Source organism: Thermoanaerobaculia bacterium, from assembly GCA_018057705.1.
Classification (GTDB): domain Bacteria; phylum Acidobacteriota; class Thermoanaerobaculia; order Multivoradales; family JAGPDF01; genus JAGPDF01.
The window spans coordinates 1-16,243 of record JAGPDF010000065.1; the positions used below are offsets into that span (position 1 = coordinate 1).

General features: G+C 68.7%; 12 protein-coding genes. 5 read left to right on the plus strand and 7 right to left on the minus strand.

Annotation, left to right across the window (positions count from 1 at the left end; all coding sequences use genetic code 11):
* From KBI44_16455 to KBI44_16485, 7 genes are all read right to left on the minus strand, one after another.
* A partial coding sequence (locus KBI44_16455) for a type IV secretory system conjugative DNA transfer family protein (GenBank protein MBP9146071.1) occupies nucleotides 1-1,988 on the minus strand: 1,988 nt, incomplete at its 3' end.
* Nucleotides 1,985-2,512: a conjugative transfer signal peptidase TraF gene (gene traF / locus KBI44_16460; GenBank protein ID MBP9146072.1), complete on the minus strand. Its 528-nt coding sequence runs from the start codon at nucleotides 2,510-2,512 to the stop codon at nucleotides 1,985-1,987. The genes traF and KBI44_16455, both read right to left, overlap by 4 nt.
* Nucleotides 2,509-4,761 (minus strand): relaxase/mobilization nuclease domain-containing protein, encoded by a 2,253-nt coding sequence (locus KBI44_16465; protein MBP9146073.1) that lies wholly within the window; start codon nucleotides 4,759-4,761, stop codon nucleotides 2,509-2,511. Before KBI44_16465 ends, traF begins: the two co-directional genes overlap by 4 nt.
* On the minus strand, nucleotides 4,758-5,159 hold the full coding sequence (gene mobC / locus KBI44_16470; GenBank protein MBP9146074.1) for a plasmid mobilization relaxosome protein MobC: 402 nt from the start codon (nucleotides 5,157-5,159) through the stop codon (nucleotides 4,758-4,760). The genes KBI44_16465 and mobC overlap by 4 nt, the downstream gene beginning before the upstream one ends.
* A gap of 770 nt (nucleotides 5,160-5,929) precedes the next feature.
* A complete protein-coding gene (gene ssb, locus KBI44_16475) occupies nucleotides 5,930-6,277 on the minus strand; it encodes a single-stranded DNA-binding protein (protein ID MBP9146075.1) in 348 nt (115 codons plus the stop codon).
* A gap of 72 nt (nucleotides 6,278-6,349) precedes the next feature.
* Nucleotides 6,350-7,291 (minus strand): DUF1738 domain-containing protein, encoded by a 942-nt coding sequence (locus KBI44_16480; GenBank protein MBP9146076.1) that lies wholly within the window; start codon nucleotides 7,289-7,291, stop codon nucleotides 6,350-6,352.
* A gap of 1,141 nt (nucleotides 7,292-8,432) precedes the next feature.
* On the minus strand, nucleotides 8,433-8,684 hold the full coding sequence (locus tag KBI44_16485; protein MBP9146077.1) for a hypothetical protein: 252 nt from the start codon (nucleotides 8,682-8,684) through the stop codon (nucleotides 8,433-8,435).
* A gap of 3 nt (nucleotides 8,685-8,687) precedes the next feature.
* Between KBI44_16485 and KBI44_16490 the strand changes: the two genes are divergently transcribed.
* The 5 genes from KBI44_16490 (at nucleotide 8,688) to KBI44_16510 (ending at nucleotide 16,239) form a co-directional block, all read left to right on the plus strand.
* A complete protein-coding gene (locus KBI44_16490; protein MBP9146078.1) occupies nucleotides 8,688-9,791 on the plus strand; it encodes a hypothetical protein in 1,104 nt (367 codons plus the stop codon).
* A 307-nt stretch (nucleotides 9,792-10,098) separates the two neighbouring features.
* On the plus strand, nucleotides 10,099-10,428 hold the full coding sequence (locus tag KBI44_16495) for a hypothetical protein (GenBank protein ID MBP9146079.1): 330 nt from the start codon (nucleotides 10,099-10,101) through the stop codon (nucleotides 10,426-10,428).
* A 237-nt stretch (nucleotides 10,429-10,665) separates the two neighbouring features.
* On the plus strand, nucleotides 10,666-11,898 hold the full coding sequence (locus KBI44_16500; protein ID MBP9146080.1) for a TolC family protein: 1,233 nt from the start codon (nucleotides 10,666-10,668) through the stop codon (nucleotides 11,896-11,898).
* Nucleotides 11,895-13,103 (plus strand): efflux RND transporter periplasmic adaptor subunit, encoded by a 1,209-nt coding sequence (locus KBI44_16505; GenBank protein MBP9146081.1) that lies wholly within the window; start codon nucleotides 11,895-11,897, stop codon nucleotides 13,101-13,103. The genes KBI44_16500 and KBI44_16505 overlap by 4 nt, the downstream gene beginning before the upstream one ends.
* 7 nt (nucleotides 13,104-13,110) lie before the next feature.
* The gene (locus KBI44_16510; GenBank protein ID MBP9146082.1) at nucleotides 13,111-16,239 is read left to right on the plus strand and encodes an efflux RND transporter permease subunit; all 3,129 of its coding nucleotides are present in this window, start codon (nucleotides 13,111-13,113) and stop codon (nucleotides 16,237-16,239) included.
* Nucleotides 16,240-16,243 lie beyond the last annotated feature (4 nt).

The following is a 16,243-nucleotide window of genomic DNA, read 5'->3' on the forward strand; positions in this document are numbered from 1 at the left end:
GGTGCCAACTTCTCCCAAGGGGAGGGAGTCCGACTCGCGCGACCCGATGTCGCGGGCGCCGGGAGATACGCTCGCCTGGAAAGCTCCCGGTCCACGAAGTAGCGGGACTTCGCGACGTACAGGGGCTGCTGCCCTGCGACGAACACCACCTCGTGGTCGGGATCGAGACGCATCGCCTCGTCGGGAGTGAGCAACCGGCGCCGAATCTCCTGCTGGGTGGTGTTCCTGTCGCCCATCATCAAGCTCCCGCCGCGGTAGGAGATCTGCTTGTGGGAGACCGTGGTGTCGCCTGCCATCTGCGACAGCAGCTCCGCGGTCTCCGGCTTGTTGGCAGCGAAGGCGATCCGGACGTGGCAGTTCGCCGTGATCGACTCCTGCTTGCCGTAGACGCCCTGGTGCTGTGAGAGGTCCTGGGTGATGAGCATCGCCCGGATGTCGTAACCGGCGAGGTAGGCCAGGGACTCCTGGAAGAACTGGAGCTTCCCGAGCGCCGGGAACTCGTCGAGCATCAGGAGGAGCGGGTGCTTCCCCGCCCCTCTCCCCCGACCCGCCGAGAAGTCCATCCGCTCCGTCAGGCGCCGGCAGGCCTGGTTCAGGAGGAGCCGGACGAGGGGACGGGTGCGGCTGAGGTCGGACGGCGGAACCGTCAGGTAGAGGCTCACCGGTCGCTTGTGGCTCACCAGGTCCTCGAGCGCGAAGTCCGAGACGGCAGTGTTCTGGGCCAGGATCGGGTCGCGGTAGAGATCCAGGAAGCTGAGCGCGGTCGAGAGGACACCGGAGCGCTCGTTCGGCGACTTGTCCATCAGCGCCCGCGCTGCGGCGGCGACGGTTGGGTGCGTCCGCAGCCATTCGCCTGTCACCGGGTCGCGCCACCCAGGATGACCGGGTGGCGCGTGCTCGGTGCCCAGCAGGACCTCGAGGCTCAGGTCGATCGGGCGGTCGGGGCGCGCCAGGAAATGCGCGCAGCCGGCGAGCGTCTTCTCCTTCTCCGCATAGAGAACGTGCAGGATCAGGCCGACGAGCAGGGAGTGGGCCGTCCGGTCCCAGTGGTCGCGAATCCGATCGCCGTTCGGGTCGACCAGGATGTCGGCCACATTCTGCGCGTCGCGCACTTCCTGGTCGCCCATCCGGATCTCGAGCAACGGGTTGTAGCGCGCCCCCGAGCCATCCGAGCAGGTCGGATCGAACTTGAGGCAGAGGCTGCCGAGCTCGCGGCTGCGCCAGCCCGCCGAGAGCACCCAGTTCTCCCCCTTCATGTCGTGGACGAGCACCGAGTGCGGCCAGGTGAGCAGGTTCGGTACGACCAGCGAGACGCCCTTGCCACTGCGGGTCGGGGCGAAGACGAAGACGTGCTCCGGCCCGTCGTGCCGGAGGGTTCGCCCTCGCCCCTTTCGGCCAGGCCACTGACCCAGGATCAGCCCCGTCTCAGCGAACAGCCCGGCGTCCTTCGCCTCCCGCTCCGTCGCCCATTGTGCCGAGCCGTGCAGGTCGGACTGCGGCCTGAGTCGCCGGATCACGACGGCAACGACGATGGCCACCACAGCCGCCGCGACCCCCGTCGCCACGCCAAGAACCTGGAAGCCCGACCTCCAGAACTCCCGCGCCTCGGCCGTCGCTCCGAGACGCCGAGCCCAGACGACGACGTGGAAGGGCGTGAAGAGCGGTCCCAGCGACCAGGCGAAGGCGCCTGCCCCGAGCACGGCGACGATCGGAGAGAGCAATCGCGTGCGCTTCGGAACGAGGAGCAGCAGCGCCGCACCCCACAGCGCCCACGCTACGAGGTTCAACAGCTCCTCCCGAGCAGGGAGCGCAGGAAGCCAGGGTCGCCCGAGCGACGGGTGGAACCCGAGGCGCAGCGCGGCGTGCTGCGTCACCGCCCAAGCGACCAGCACGCCGACACCAATCACCGCCGCGAGGCCGCGAACGACGACGCCCTTGGCCGTGAGGTCGCCGTTGGACGAATGCCGATAGGGCGGCTGGGCGCTCATCGGAAGGTCAGCACCGGGTCGACGAGCGTCGTGACGCACTCGACTCGCACGGGTCCGAAATAGCGGCTGTCCCAGCTCCGCGCCTCGTAGGGTGAATGGAGCCAAACCTCCCCCGACTCCAGACGCTGAGGCCCCCGCACGTATGGCGTGAGCTCACGCCCTCCGCGATCGCGGTCGAGCGGCCGGCTGTTCGGCAGCGCGATGCCGTTGACGAGGACCGCCTCTCGGGTCACCTCGACGACGTCGCCCCCGACCGCCGCAACCATCTTCACGACCGGTTCAGCGCCGTCGGGGCAGGATCCGGCGCCGAGGTAGTGGCGCTCCATCCCGAACCTCGAGACGACCGCCGGGAGACAGACGGCCGCGCACGCGCCCGGCCGTGCGCTTCCACCGACCGAGCGGTACAGGCCCCGGGGCATGCTCGTCGAGGTGTTGATCCGGAGACCCACGGCTTGCGGGACGACATAGATCAGGAGGAAGACACCGACCGCGACCAGGGGCGCCCTCGTCCTGAGCCGAATCATCGGCCCCGGTCCTGCGACAGCTCCCGCGCGATGGTGCGGATGATCAGCAGTGCCTTCACGACCGCGAGCGGCACCTTGACCGCAGTGGCGAGCGCCTGCACGGTCATCGAGACCGTCTGCTCGACGGCGCGCCCTGGCTGCACCGTCGCAAGCGCGCGCGCCACGACGCGCGTTCCGTGGGCGAGCGCGGCTTCCTTCGGAGCCGCAGCCTTGGCTCCCCTCTCCGCCACCTCGCGCAGCACAACATGCGGCTCGACGCCGCGCCGGAGCGCTGCGGTCGCCCAAGCCGAGTCCGCGCGCTCGAGGCTGGCGGAGTAGGCGCGATGCCGGTGATACGTCGCAAGCTCGGGCGTCCCGGTGCGCCGTAGAGCCGCACGGAGCTCGGCCGCGGCTAGTCGCTCGTCGGTGGCGGATCCACCCAGAGAGACTTCAGCACTTCGAGCCGCTCCGGCTCCTCCATGTGCTGCAGACGCAGGTAGAGCCTCTCGCCCAGCAGGAGCTCGGCCCGCTGCCGGGGCCGGAGCGCCCAGTCGGGTTTGAGCAGCGTGATCCCCACGAGCGTGATCAGGGACGCGGCGAGAGTCCACACGGCGATCCCCGCCGCGCGCTCCCTCGCTGGCCTCGAGGTCGTGGGATCGCGCTTCGCCAGCGGTGCCGCCTGAACGGCTCGCTCGACCGCCTCCAGTCTTCGGTTCGTTTCCGCCATCGCGCCCTGGATCGCGGCCAGGTCGCCGCCCGTCGTGCTGCTGCGCGCCGAAGCGGGGATCGCGTTCAGTGCCTGATCGTTCGCGGCTCTCGCGGATTCGAGGAAGGTCTCTCGTCGGCTCATAGCTCACTCCGAGTCGCCGTTGCAGGCCGGTCCAGGTGAAGGACGGTCCGAGCTCCTGGCCGGGGATCACCTCGTCACCCAGGCGATAGACAATCGCGCGCACCTCGCCACCGCGACCAAGCAGCGGAAGCGGCCGGACGCCGGCGGACTCGAGGCGCTCGAGGAGCACGCTCATCGAAGGCGCGTCCGTCGCTGCCGCTCGGACGTAGGCCGCGGCGACGCTCCGCGACAACGGGCTCGGAGCGACGCTTCGGGCGAGCGCAGGCAGCGCCAGCCGACCGGCAGCCGTCGCGAGGCGCGCGCCATAGAAGAGCAGTCCGAGAGGCGAGCGCGCCGCCGCGGTGATGTCGAGAATCGGCGCCACGGCGCCCAGTCCGGACGTCCGGCGCACGGCAAGGCGAAGCGCCGAACGAGGAGAGCGAAGAGCGTAGGCCGCGCGAACAGCGTCGGCCGGGCCGTCGAGCGCCCCGGCGCCGCTGCGGGCGAGTCCGGCCGTGGCGCCCGACATGACGCCGCGCCGCGCGGCGCTCGGGAGTGCGCCGAGCTCCTTCCGCAGTGCGTCGAGGCTCGCCGGAGACCAAGGCGAGGGCGCGCGACCGGCGCCACGATCCGGCCGAGCCGCCGCGGCCGCTCGGACCGCCGTGAGGTCGCGCTCCGGCTGGTAGTCGACGCCGAGGCGCTCCTGGAGCCCTCGCCAGGAGTACGAGCGGCCGAGTGCCGAACCCCGGAAGCTCGCCCCCTCGAGCCCGTAGGAGATGCCCGAGACGTGTCCCGTGGTCGCGACCCGCGGCACCGCTTCGACTCCCGCTTCGCGCAGCCGTTCGAGGAAGACGCTCATCGACGGTCGGTCGGCGGCGGCGCGGTCGAGGAGATCCTGGAGCCGGATCCGCTTGCTCACCTCCCCCGTCCGCTCGATCTGTCGAATCTCGCCCGTTCGCAGGGCGGACCTGTCGACCTCATGCGCGGACTTGACCTGAGTGAGCCCGTATTCGCGCTCGAGCGCCCGCAGGACCTCCTCGCCTCGTCGGTAGTCGTGCGAGTCGGAGACGGTGCGGCCGTCGGCGCCGATGCGCGCCGCGACGATGTGGACGTGGTCGTGCTCGGTGTCGCGATGCCGCACGACCACGAACGGCGAGCGCCCGTAGCCGAGATGCTCCAGGTAACGCTCGGCGACGTCGCGCCACTGCGCGTCGGTGAGCTCCTCGCGCCCGCTCGGTCCGTGGGGGAGCGACAGGGAGGAGTGGAAGACGACCCGAGTCAGGCCTGGCCGCAACTCCCGCCACTCGCCGAACTCCTGCGCGAGCGCCCGTGGGTCCTCGCCATACATGTTGCCGCCGACCAGCTCGGGCGACTTGGCGCGGCCGAAGACGTAGTTGAGGACGCCACGGAAGCCCTTGCCCTTGTGGATGCTCTGGATCACGCGGCACCCGCGTTGCCGACGAGCGCCTGGCGGACCTCGTGGAGCAGGCAGCGAAGCTCTTCCACGAGGGCGACCGGCACGTCCTCGGCCTGCCCTCGGTTGATCGCTCGCTGGAGCTGATTCAGGTTCGCGGCGAGCCGCCCGAGCTCGACCCACTGATCCGAAGCGATCGGGTCGGGCTGGTGGCGCCGGGGGAGCGGTCGGCCGAGCGATGATTCGCGCAGGAGCTCGGCGACCGTAATTCCGAGGATGCGGGCACGCTCGCGCAGCCGGCCGTCCTCGGCGGGGGTGAAGTGCGCGCCGTTCTTGACGACGCGAGCCCGCGCCGGGTCCTTGCGCGGGCGCCCACGGCGGCTCACCGCGGCCCCCAGCTGAGGGTGCTCGCCGTGGAGTTGCAAACTTGCAACTCCTGGCCGCCGAATCGACCTGCGAGCCCAAGCGAGCAGCTGCCAGCCGTTTCCCGCCCGAAGGAAACCCGACGGCCGCGGACGCGGCGGCGGCGTTTCCCGGGCCGGGAAACATGGCTGGCTCCTAACCAGCAGTCGGAGAGCCGCTGAAGCTCCGGGAGCGGGCGCAACGAGGAGCAGGCAGATACGCCGGAGCAGCTCAGGGTCGGAACGGGTGGCACGGTGCGGACCTACAGGAAGAGCGTGCTGCGACCCGATCGTCGAGCGAACTCCACGACCTCCTGGTGGATCGGAAGGGCAGCACAGCCCTTCGCGGTGAGAACAGTGCGATCGCGTAGGACGACCCATCCCGACCGCTGCCACCTACGGATCGTGGAACGACTCACCTCCTCCCGCCGCTGGAATACGTCGCCCGCACGCGCCGGCCGACCCCCTCCCAGACAACGGTAGATGCGCTCGGCCGTGGCAAAGGGCATCCTCCACGATCGGGCATCGAGGGCCTGCACTTCAGAACCGCGGCCGAACTCGCGTGGCCGAGAGTGCCCCGCCCGCGATCGCAGCGAAGAGGACGATCGGCAGGGCGAGGAGAACGAGAAGAACTCGGACGACGGCCCGAGCTCGGTGGTGGTTGGACAGCTTCGATCGTTGTCGCACATTGCGCCTCCTGGCGAGAGTTCTCCCGGCTCTGCGGTCGGGATGGAGTGGGGATTGCGGAGGAGAGTCGTAGAAAGCAGGAGGTCGTCTCCCGCCCTGAATGGCCTTTACGCCGCGGCTTCCTCCGGAGCGGCGCCACGGGTCAGTGCCTGCCAGGTCTCCGCGATCACCTCGGTGCGAAAGTGTTTGCCGGTCTCGTCCTCCCAAGAGCGCGTCTGGATTCGTCCTTCGACGTAGACCAGCCGCCCCTTGGCGAGCACCGTGGCGACGTTCTCGGCGGTCTTGCCCCAGAAGACGACGCGGTGCCACTCCGTCTCCTCCTGGCGATTCCCTTCGCCATCGCGCCAGTAGCGGGACGTGGCCAGACGAAGGTCGGCGACCTTCGTGCCTTGCGGCGTCTCGCGAATCTCCGGGTCCTGCCCGACGTGACCGATGAGCTGCACCTTGTTCAGCATGGGACCTCCCGTTGTGGCGTTTATGTCAACAGATGTTGACCAGCGGACGTTATCGGGCGGCCCCGGGCCGCGTCAAGCGGCCTGCTCGTCTCCGGCTGGCTCCTCCGATTGAGTCGCTGACTCCTCGAGCGCCTTCGTCGCGCGGCCGAGGATGTAGTCCGCCGCGCGCTGAGCCTGCTGTGCGGCGGTGATCACCAGCCGCGAGTCGCGCGAGAGATTCTGGCGCCAGTGGTCGATGTACGCGGCCGAGTTCGGGATGTCGGGTTCGATGCCGGCCTCCCCGCAAAGGAACGCGGCACCGAGCTCGGCCACCAGCTCTTCACGAGCGTACGGCTCGGAGCCGAACGGCGCCGCGTGGTTCTTGTCGAAGCCGGGCCGGGCCAATCGCTTGGAGTGACCGGTCGCGTGGGTGAGCTCGTGGAAGAGCGTCGAGTAGTAGCCCTCGGCGCGACCGAACGCGCTGCGCGGCGGCATCGTCACGCTGTCTGTCGCGGGGCGATAGAAGGCACGCGGCTGCGCCCGGTGCTCGATCGTGGGCGGTTCCTGGAAGCCGGCGACGATCTCTTCGGCCGTCGGCACCGGGGCGACCGCCACAGTGTCGGCAGCTGGGATCTTCGACGGATCGATCCCTTCGGTCTGGTCGAGGTTGAACACCGAGTAGTAACGGAGAACGGGGAGCCGCTCGCGCCTCGGAGCACGGCTCCCCTCGCTGGCGCCCCCCGCCTCGGTCTCACGACCGCTCCGGTCAACCCAGCGCCAGAAGATCACGGGCGTCGAGCGCTCGCCCGCGCGGATCGCCCCGCCCAGCGCCTTGGCCTGGCGAAAGGTCAGCCACCAGGGAGTCGACGCCGCGCGGAAACCGAGGAGGAAGACGTTGATCCCGCGGTACGGCCGCCGCGACACCAAGTTCGACGGCGCGAGGCCATCCACCTTCCAGGGCCGCGCCCACGGAACCACGCCCTGCTCCAACTGCGCCACGATCTGATCGGTGATCACTTCGTAGACCTTCGACATTGCCGAGCTCCTCTCGGTGCCGTTCTCGGTGGATTCCGAGAACCCTGAGGGCTTCCCCTCAACGCACCTGACGACCCAGTCGGGCCGCGAGGAAGTGTCAAGGCTGGCCGCAGGCCACCCGTAGGGCTCGGCCTTGACGCACCGGAGCGGCCGATGAGACTGGTCGTGCGTTGGGGGGAAGAGCGCAGCGGGAGGTGGAATCCAGGTCCTGAAGGTCCCCGCTCTAAGCGATTTCCGCAGCCGCTCGCCGGCTACTACAGGAGAGCTACAGGGCTTCTCTACAGGGAACTACAGGAGGGGCGCACAAGCGCAGCAGGGCCAGCGAGTTGGGGCACAGTCGCGTCACCGCATCATCGGTGCGGCGTCACCGTTTCAGCGGTGAACCGCTGCCCGGCGTCACCGTTTCATCGGTGCGGCCGTCACTGTTTCATCTGGAAGGTAGGGCGGTCTCCGCAGACCTCTCCGCAGCACCGCGAACGCGCGAGCGTCACACTTTCATCGGTCTGCACGTCGCCGCTGGCGCTGTCGATGCTCGGATCGCGGGCTTGCCGATCAGAGGACGAAAGTGAGCTTCTGGGGAGCTCTGTGACCTGCGCGCTTGGCAACCTCGGCGCAACGCTCGCTGCACCAGACGGTCTTGGAGTCGCGAGACATCGGCTCGAGGTGATAGTCGCCCACCCGGAGCGGGTGCCGGCACTCGGAGCAGACGGTTTCCTGTGAGGGGCGGTAAATTCGAACGAGGCGGTGGTGGTTCATCGGATCCTCCCTTTCGTGTCGCTGTCGACCACGGCGAGGGAGGGACCGGCGAGAGGAGACGAGCCGTCAAGGGCGCGAAGCGCCGCCAGGGAACCCTTGACGGCCGGCTCGCCGGTCTAGGGTGAGCCAAGGGGTCGAGGAGACAGGAAAGGGGGGAACCGTGGGGACAGGAACAGGCGCTCAGTTCGCCGATCCGCGGGCGAATCCCGAACCCCAGGCACCGCGAAGCCCCGCACGACTCACGGCTGCGCCGGAAGAGCTGGAGGAGCTCCACCGCCTTTGCCGGCAGGGGCACCTCTACGATGTCGAGCGCTGGATCCGGGCCGGCCGGCCGCTTCAGCTCGCGGCAGGCTCTCCCGCCGAGCGGCGACGCCACCTATCGGCCCTAGAGATCGCTCTGGATCGGCAGGATCACTCCCTGATCCTGCTCCTCGTCGCGAACGGGTACGACCTCGCGCTGGAGCCGGAGTGTCCCCTCGACAAGGCCCTGCGGCTGAGGCGTAGAGACCTCCTCGACCTGCTCTTGGAGTGGGGGGCGGACCCGCGACGGGTGGACCTGGACATCTTGTTCGAGACCTACGATTCGCAGCTCTTCGAGCGCTTCCGCGAGCTGGGGGTCGATCTCACCGCGGGTCATGCGATGGCCTATGCGCTCGGGTACCACACGAGCAACAAGCCGCTCCTTGGTTACGCGAAGCGGCACCGACTCGACGAGCCGAGGATTCAGACCGCGCTCGACCTCGCGCTCGCCCACCACGCGGAAAAAGGCAGCGAGAAGGGAGTGCTGCTCTGCCTCTGGGCCGGAGCGGACCCTCACGCCCCAGTTCCCAACATGGACTACATGGGCCTCCGAGACGATGAAGAGGACGAGGACGAGCGGCGCAGTGCCGTTCAGGAGGCGTGCAGCGGGGGGCACGCCTCCATCCTCGAGCGCCTGCGACCCGACCCAATCCGAGATGACTACGAGGAGCTCTTCTTCTCGGCCGCCAACGAGAAGGTGATCGCGATACTGGCGCGCTCCGCCCTGCCCAAGGACGCCGGACGAGTCATTGCCCTACAGCTCGCGCGCGCCAACTGGCCCTTCCATGATCATCGACCGGTCGAGGCGCTCCGAGCTCTGTTTGCGGCCGGGGTGCGTTGGCACACCAGCCCTGTCCAGAAGATCGCGAGCGCTCGTCGAGACCTTCTCCGCTGCGACGACTACCTCTTTGCCGACCTGATGAAGCTCCTCGCGACGGCCGACCACTGCTCGCGGGAAGTGCTCACCGAGCTTGCCCGTACACCGAGCATGCGAGAGCGAATGAGGAAGGTCAACCTGATCCCGGCGACTCCGCACTCCCAAAGCGCGTTCGACCGGGTCCGGCCAGCCAGAGCCAGGGAAGTACTCGACAAGCTCGGGGTCGAGCGGCCGAAGCCGAAGGCGCAGAGGCCTCCTGCGCGCCTCTATCCGACGGAGAGGATCGGAGCGTGGCGCCGCGATCGGCGCGAACTCCGCCTTGACCGCCCGGCGCTCTTCGAGCGCGTCTGGACCGTGCCGGTGGAGACGCTGGCAAAAGAGTGGGGGCTGTCAGGGCGCGGGCTCGCCAAGGCCTGTAGGTGCCTTCGGATTCCCGTTCCGCCGCGGGGATACTGGGCAAGGGTGGCGGCTGGTCAGAAACCCGGCCGCCCTCGCCTCCCGAGTTTGCCTCCGGGGCAGGCCGAAGAGGTCGTAATCCGCGCGCCACGGCCAGCGACCGCTGAGTAGGCGCCGAGTCTCTGCCCGTCACAGTTTCATCGGTGCACGTCGCGGCGCCACGTGAGTCGCTGATGGCTCGAGGAGGAGGCCCTTGTTTCCGCAACCGACACGGACCTCCGGGTAGTAGTCGGGGACATTCCGCCGGTAGCTGAGGAGCCGCTTCTTGAAATGCCGGGGGTTGGAGTACCTGGACCCGAAGATGACGGCGAAGGCGTTCGAGAATCTCGGGGACCGGTTCGCTGGCTCCACAGCCTTGGTCGATCGGGGATCATTGCTTCGCTGGCGGACGGCCTGACTGCTGCGATAGTGTCCGCCGGTGACTTGGCTCCGCCGCATCGCCGCTGTCCTGGCGCTCTTCGTCGTCCTGCCGGGCGCGGGCGAAGCCCTCGAGAACGTGGTGCATCTTGTCGCTCACGGCCACTCGGCGCACGCCACGGGGACCTCGGACCAGCACCAGTCTTCGGGGCGAGAGCACGGCTGCAACGGGGTGTTTCACCTCTGCCACTGCTGCCCCTCGGCATCCGCCGTGTTGAGCCCCATCGGAAACGTCCAGCAGGTCCAGACCGCCGAGGTCGCGACACCTTCGGCGTTCGCGGAACCGGTCTCCCTCACGCTCTCCACCCCCGAACGCCCTCCTCGCACCTAGCTCTCCGACCGTAGGTCCGCAAGCGCGAGGGTCGATTTCGACCGATCGCGGCGCCGTGCGCCGCATCCTCGCGTCTTGCCGGTCGGGCCGCACCGCGCCTCGGTCGCGCGCGTGGCCATCATCGGGGAGCACAACTTGTCCTACTCATTTCCTTCGGGGCGGCGCTTGCGCCGGCTCGACGTCAGCCTTCTCCTCGGCTGCCTCTTAGCGAGCCCGAATGCCAGGGCTCAGCCTGCAGTGGCGGACCCCGCTGCAACCGGCCTGACTTTCGACCGCGCGGTCGCCCTCGCGTTGGAGCGCAGCCCGCAGGTTCAGTCCCAGTCCGCGGAGCTCCGCCGCGCGGAGGCCGAGCTCCTGGGCTCGCGCGTCTACCCCTTCAACCCCGTGATCGAGGCCTCGCGAGCCCGACGGGACGATGGTCAAGAGCAGACTCATGATCGTGAGGTGGGAATCTCGCAGGAAGTCGAGATCGCCGGCCAGCGCGGCAAACGCATCGCCACCGCGTCGAGTTCTCTCGACGCGATCCGCCTGCGCGTCTCGAGGGCGCGCCAGGAGCTTGCGGCAAACGTCGGTGAGGCCTTCGTCCTCGCCCTCCAGGCTCGCGAGCTCGAGGACCTGGCGAGGTTCGAGCAAGAGATTGCCCGCAGCCTGGCCGAATTCGAGCAGAGACGACTCGACGCCGGTGCCGGGACGCTCGTCGACCTCAACCTCGCGCGGGCGGCGGAAGGCCGCGCCCAGCGACAGGTCGAGCTCGCGATCGCGAGCGAAACCGCCGCGCGGGCGACGGTCGCCGAGCGGATCGGACTTTCACCCGCTGACCTGCCGAGGTTGGAGGGTGCGCTTCCCGAATCGTGGCCCAGCGCAGCGCCGCTCGAGGATCTCGAAAGCAGGGCACTCGACCAGCGCCAGGATCTGGCAGCGCTGAAGATCGAGATCGAGGCCACCGCGGCCCGCCTGCGACTGGAGCAATCGCTCGCCGCTCCGAACCTGGTGCTCGGCGTGGCCACGGGCCGGGAGGCCGATCGGGAAGACCTCGACACCGTCTTGGCGGGCGTGACCATTCCGCTCTTCAACCGCAACCAGGGGGGCATCGCCACGGCGCGGGCGAACCAGGAGAGCGCGGCTGCCGACCTGGCGCTGGCCACTCTCGCTCTGCGCAGCGAAGTCGCGACGGCAGCCAGCCGTTACCAGGCCACGACGCATGCGCTCGCGGTCTTCCGCGAGACCGTCGCCGGCACGCTCGACGAGAACCTCGAGCTCGTCCAGAAGTCCTTCGCGAGCGGCAAGCTCCGCGCCAGCGAGGTGCTGGTGTTCCGGCGCGAGTTCGTCGACAGCCGAAGGGAGCTGATCGAGGCCGCCGCCGACGCCTGGCTCGCGAGGATCGCCCTGGATCTCGCCACCGGAGACACCCAGCTCCCCACGCCGAACCCCGATTCGACCCCTTCGACTCCTCCGGAGACCCCCCGATGACCCGTTTCCTTCGCACCCTCGCTCCTACCTGCCTGGCGATTCTCGGCGTGGGACTCGCCGCTTGTGACCGCGCCGCTGCGCCCGACGCCGAGTCTGCCGCGCAGGAGAGCCCTGCCGGAGACGCCAAGGGGACCATCCACCTCTCGCCGGAAGCTGTCGTCAGCGCTGGGATCACCCTGGGCGCCGCCGAGATCCGTCCCCTTCGCACGGAGATCGAAACGACGGGCTCCGTGGACTTCGACCAGCGCCGGTTCGCACACGTGAGCCCTCGGGTCGGCGGTCGGGTCGAGGCCACCCTCGCCGAAGTCGGTGACCTCGTGCGGAGCGGGCAGGTGCTCGCCCGCGTCGATTCGATCGCCCTCGGCGAAGCCATCGGCGAGTACCTTCAGGCTCGCGCGCGGGCCGAGTTGGCGCGGGAGACCTTCGAGCGCGAACGGGGCCTATTCGCCGATCGCGTCTCCTCCGAGCAGGAAATGCTGTCCGCCCAGGCCGCGGCGCGCGAGGCGGACGCCGCGCTGCGCGGCGCCGAAGAGCACCTCCATCTTCTCGGGCTTTCGGACGACAAGGTGCACACCCTCGGGTACGACCAGCCGCGCGCTTCGGTTTACGAGGTCCGGGCGCCGTTCGCGGGCACGGTCGTCGAGCGCCACGCCACGCTGGGAGAGATGGTCGAGCCCCAGGCGCCGCTCTTCCAGATCGCGGACCTGTCGCGGGTCTGGGTCTGGATCGACGTCTTCGAGCGGGACCTCGCGCGCGTCCACCTGGGAGACGACGTCGAGTTGCAGGTCGAGGCCTTCCCGAGAAGCGCCTTTGAAGGGAAGCTCGTCTACCTCGGTAGTCGTGTCGAGACCGAGAGCCGCACGGCCCGGGCGCGTATCGAGGTGCCGAATCCGGAGGGACGGCTGCGTCCCGGCATGTTCGCCCGCGTCCGGATCTCGGACCCTCATGCCGCCGACGGCAAGGCCGAGTCCGAGTCCGTCCTGGCCGTGCCCGAGAGTGCCCTGCAACGCCAGGGGGACGACTTCGTCGCCTTCGTCGCACTCGGGGACGGGAGATTCGAGTCGCGGAAGGTCCGCACGGGAAGAAAGGGCGACGGCTTCGTCGAGATCCTCGACGGGCTCACCGCCGGCGAGTCCGTGGCTGTGTCGGGCACCTTCGTCCTGAAGTCCGAGGCCTCGAAAGAGAGCCTCGGGGGCGAGGAGTGACCCCGTCATGATTCGCCGAATCGTCGATTTCTCGCTCGACAACCGCTTTCTCGTCATCGTCCTTTGGCTGCTGATCGGCCTGGGCGGGATCTACGCTCTTACTGACTTGCCCATCGATGCGGTCCCGGACGTGACGAACGTCCAGGTTCAGGTCCTCACCAACAGCCCCGGGCTGGCTCCCGAGGAGATCGAGAAGTTCGTCACTTTCCCGGTCGAGACCGCGATGAGTGGACTGCCCAAGGTCGAGGAGATTCGCTCGATCTCGCGCTTCGGCCTTTCCGCGGTGACCGTCGTCTTCGAGGAGGACGCCGACATCTTCTGGGCTCGCCAGCTCATCGGCGAGCGCCTGACCGAGGCGCGTGAGGCGATTCCGGAAGGGTACGGCGAGCCCGAGATGGGGCCGATCTCGACCGGTCTCGGCGAGATCTACCAGTTCGAGGTGCGCGGCGAGCCCGTGTGCGCAGCCGGGGCGCCGGATCGACCCGACTGCTACACGCCGATGGAGCTGCGGACGCTGCTCGACTGGGTCGTCAACTATCAGCTCCGCTCCGTGCCGGGAGTGGTCGAGGTCAACTCGTTCGGCGGCGAGCTGAAGACCTACCAGGTGACGCTCGACCCCGACCGGCTCGTTGCCTACGGGCTCTCGGTCGGGGACGTCTCCCGCGCCCTGGGCGCCAACAATCGCAATGTCGGCGGCGGCTATATCGAGCACCGCGGTGAGCAGTACGTCGTGCGTGGTGAAGGGCTGGTCGAGCGTCTCGAAGACCTCGGCGAGGTCGTGCTCTCGCACGATGAGCGCGGAACACCGGTCTACGTCCGCGATGTGGCGAAGCTCGAGTTCGCACCCATGATCCGCCAGGGGGCGGTGACGCGCGATGGACGCGGCGAGGCGGTCGTGGGTGTCGTCATGATGTTGATGGGCGAGAACTCACGCGCCGTCACCGAGGGGGTCAAGGCCAAGATCGAGGAGGTCCGCAAGACGCTTCCCGCGGGCGTCACGATCGACACCTTCTACGACCGCACGGACCTCGTCCACCGCACCATCCGCACCGTCGCCACGAACCTGGCCGAGGGCGGGCTCCTCGTCGTCCTGGTTCTCCTCCTCCTTCTCGGAAGCTTCCGAGCCGGCCTGATCGCTGCCATCTCGATCCCGCTGTCGCTCCTGGGCGCCTTCATCCTGATGCGCTGGTACGGGATCTCCGCCAACCTGATGAGCCTCGGCTCGATCGACTTCGGGCTCGTGGTCGACGGATCGGTGATCCTCATCGAGAACGTGCTCCGGCGCCTACATGAGCGGCGTCACGAGGCCGAGTCGCTCCTCGAGAAGGTGCGGGCCGCGGCCCACGAAGTCTCCCGGCCGGTGGTCTTCGCCGTCGGGATCATCGCCATCGTCTTTCTGCCGATCCTGGGCCTGCGCGGCATCGAAGGAAAGATGTTCCGCCCGATGGCGACCGCCCTCATCTTCGTACTCGGCTTCTCTCTCGCCTGCGCATTGACGCTTGTTCCGGTTCTGTCGTCGTTCTTCTTGAACAGGGTCTCCGAGAAAGAGCCTCTCCTCTTCCGGTGGCTCCACAAGGTCTATCCAGGCGCGCTCGTCCGGGCCCTTGGCCGCCGCGGCTGGACGGTCGCAGCCGCGGTGACGGTCCTTGTCGTCGCCGTCGCAATTGCGCCGTTCCTGGGCGGCGAGTTCATTCCGCGCCTGGACGAGGGCACGATCGCCCTGCAGATCTGGCGTCTCCCCAGCATCTCGCTCGAGGAATCCAATCGGATCAGCACCGAGGTCGAGAAGGTGGTTCGTGCCGAATTCCCGGAGGTGTCGACCATCGTCTCGCGAACCGGCCGCCCCGAGATCGCGACCGATCCGATGGGCGTCGAAGTCAGCGACACCTACATCATCCTGAAACCGGGCCACCACGAGCGCTTCCCGGACCGAGAGTCGCTTGTCGCGGCGCTCGACGAGGCGTTGCGGGCGAAGGTCCCGGGCGCCGTCTTCAGCTTCTCGCAGCCGATCGAGCTCAGGGTCTCGGAGCTCATCTCCGGGGTCCGCTCCGACGTCGCCGTGCACCTGTACGGCGACGACCTGACGCTGCTCAAGACCAAGGCCGACGAGATCGTGCGCGTCCTCTCCCGGGTCCCTGGCGCCGCGGACGTGAAAGCCGAGCAGACGCAGGGGCTACCGATGCTCCGGGTGCGCATCGACCGCGATGCCATCGCACGCTATGGGGTGAACGCCGACGACGCCCTGGAGGTGGTCGAGGCGATCGGCGGGCGAACGGTCGGAACGGTCATCGAAGGCCAGAAGCGCTTCGACATCCAGGTGCGCTTCGCTCCTTCCGTGAGGAGCGGTCTGGAGCGCATTTCGGATCTCCGGGTCGCGGCACCGGGGGTGGCGGATGGGCAGCCGCGCCTCCTGCCGCTATCGCAACTGGCGAAGATAACCGTCGAGGACGGACCGGCGCAGATCAGTCGCGACCGCATCAGCCGCAGAATCAACGTCGAGCTCAATGTTCGAGGGCGGGATCTCGCCACCTTCGTCGCCGACGCACAGCGCGCGGTCGAAGCCGAAGTCAAGCTGCCGACGGGCTGGACCGTCGAGTGGGGCGGCCAGTTCGAGAATCTCCGCGAGGCCTCGGCCCGGCTGGCGGTGCTGCTACCGCTCGCTCTCCTGATCGTGTTCCTGCTGCTCTACACGACCTTCGGCTCGGCCCGGCTCGGCACGCTCATCTTCCTCAACGTGCCGATCGCGGCAACCGGGGGTGTGGTCGCGCTCGCGCTGCGGGGGTATCCCTTCTCGATCTCGGCGGGCGTCGGCTTCATCGCCCTCGTCGGCGTCGCGACGATGAACGGGCTCGTTCTCGTCTCGCACGTCGAGAAGCTCCGCCAGATGGGCATGACTCTCGAAGAGGCCCTGCTCAAGGGCGCCACCGAGAAGATGCGGGCGATGGTCCTCGCTCCCTTTGTCGCCGGCCTCGGCTTCCTGCCGATGGCGGTGTCGTCGAGCGCTGGCGCAGAAGTCCAGCGGCCGCTCGCCACGGTGGTGATCGGCGGTCTCGTCACGTCGACGCTGCTCACCCTGTTCGTCCTGCCGGTGCTATACCGGTTCTTCGCGGCCCGGGCCGCCGAAGTCGAGATCTAGGAGG

Excerpts from the sequence above, each read along its gene's own strand:
- traF (MBP9146072.1), bottom strand. The coding sequence starts at position 2,512 with ATGATTCGGCTCAGGACGAGGGCGCCCCTGGTCGCGGTCGGTGTCTTC.
- ssb (MBP9146075.1), bottom strand. The coding sequence starts at position 6,277 with ATGCTGAACAAGGTGCAGCTCATCGGTCACGTCGGGCAGGACCCGGAG.
- KBI44_16480 (MBP9146076.1), bottom strand. The coding sequence starts at position 7,291 with ATGTCGAAGGTCTACGAAGTGATCACCGATCAGATCGTGGCGCAGTTG.
- KBI44_16485 (MBP9146077.1), bottom strand. The coding sequence starts at position 8,684 with ATGACCCGCGGTGAGATCGACCCCCAGCTCGCGGAAGCGCTCGAAGAG.
- KBI44_16490 (MBP9146078.1), top strand. The coding sequence starts at position 8,688 with ATGGCCTATGCGCTCGGGTACCACACGAGCAACAAGCCGCTCCTTGGT.
- KBI44_16505 (MBP9146081.1), top strand. The coding sequence starts at position 11,895 with ATGACCCGTTTCCTTCGCACCCTCGCTCCTACCTGCCTGGCGATTCTC.
- KBI44_16510 (MBP9146082.1), top strand. The coding sequence starts at position 13,111 with ATGATTCGCCGAATCGTCGATTTCTCGCTCGACAACCGCTTTCTCGTC.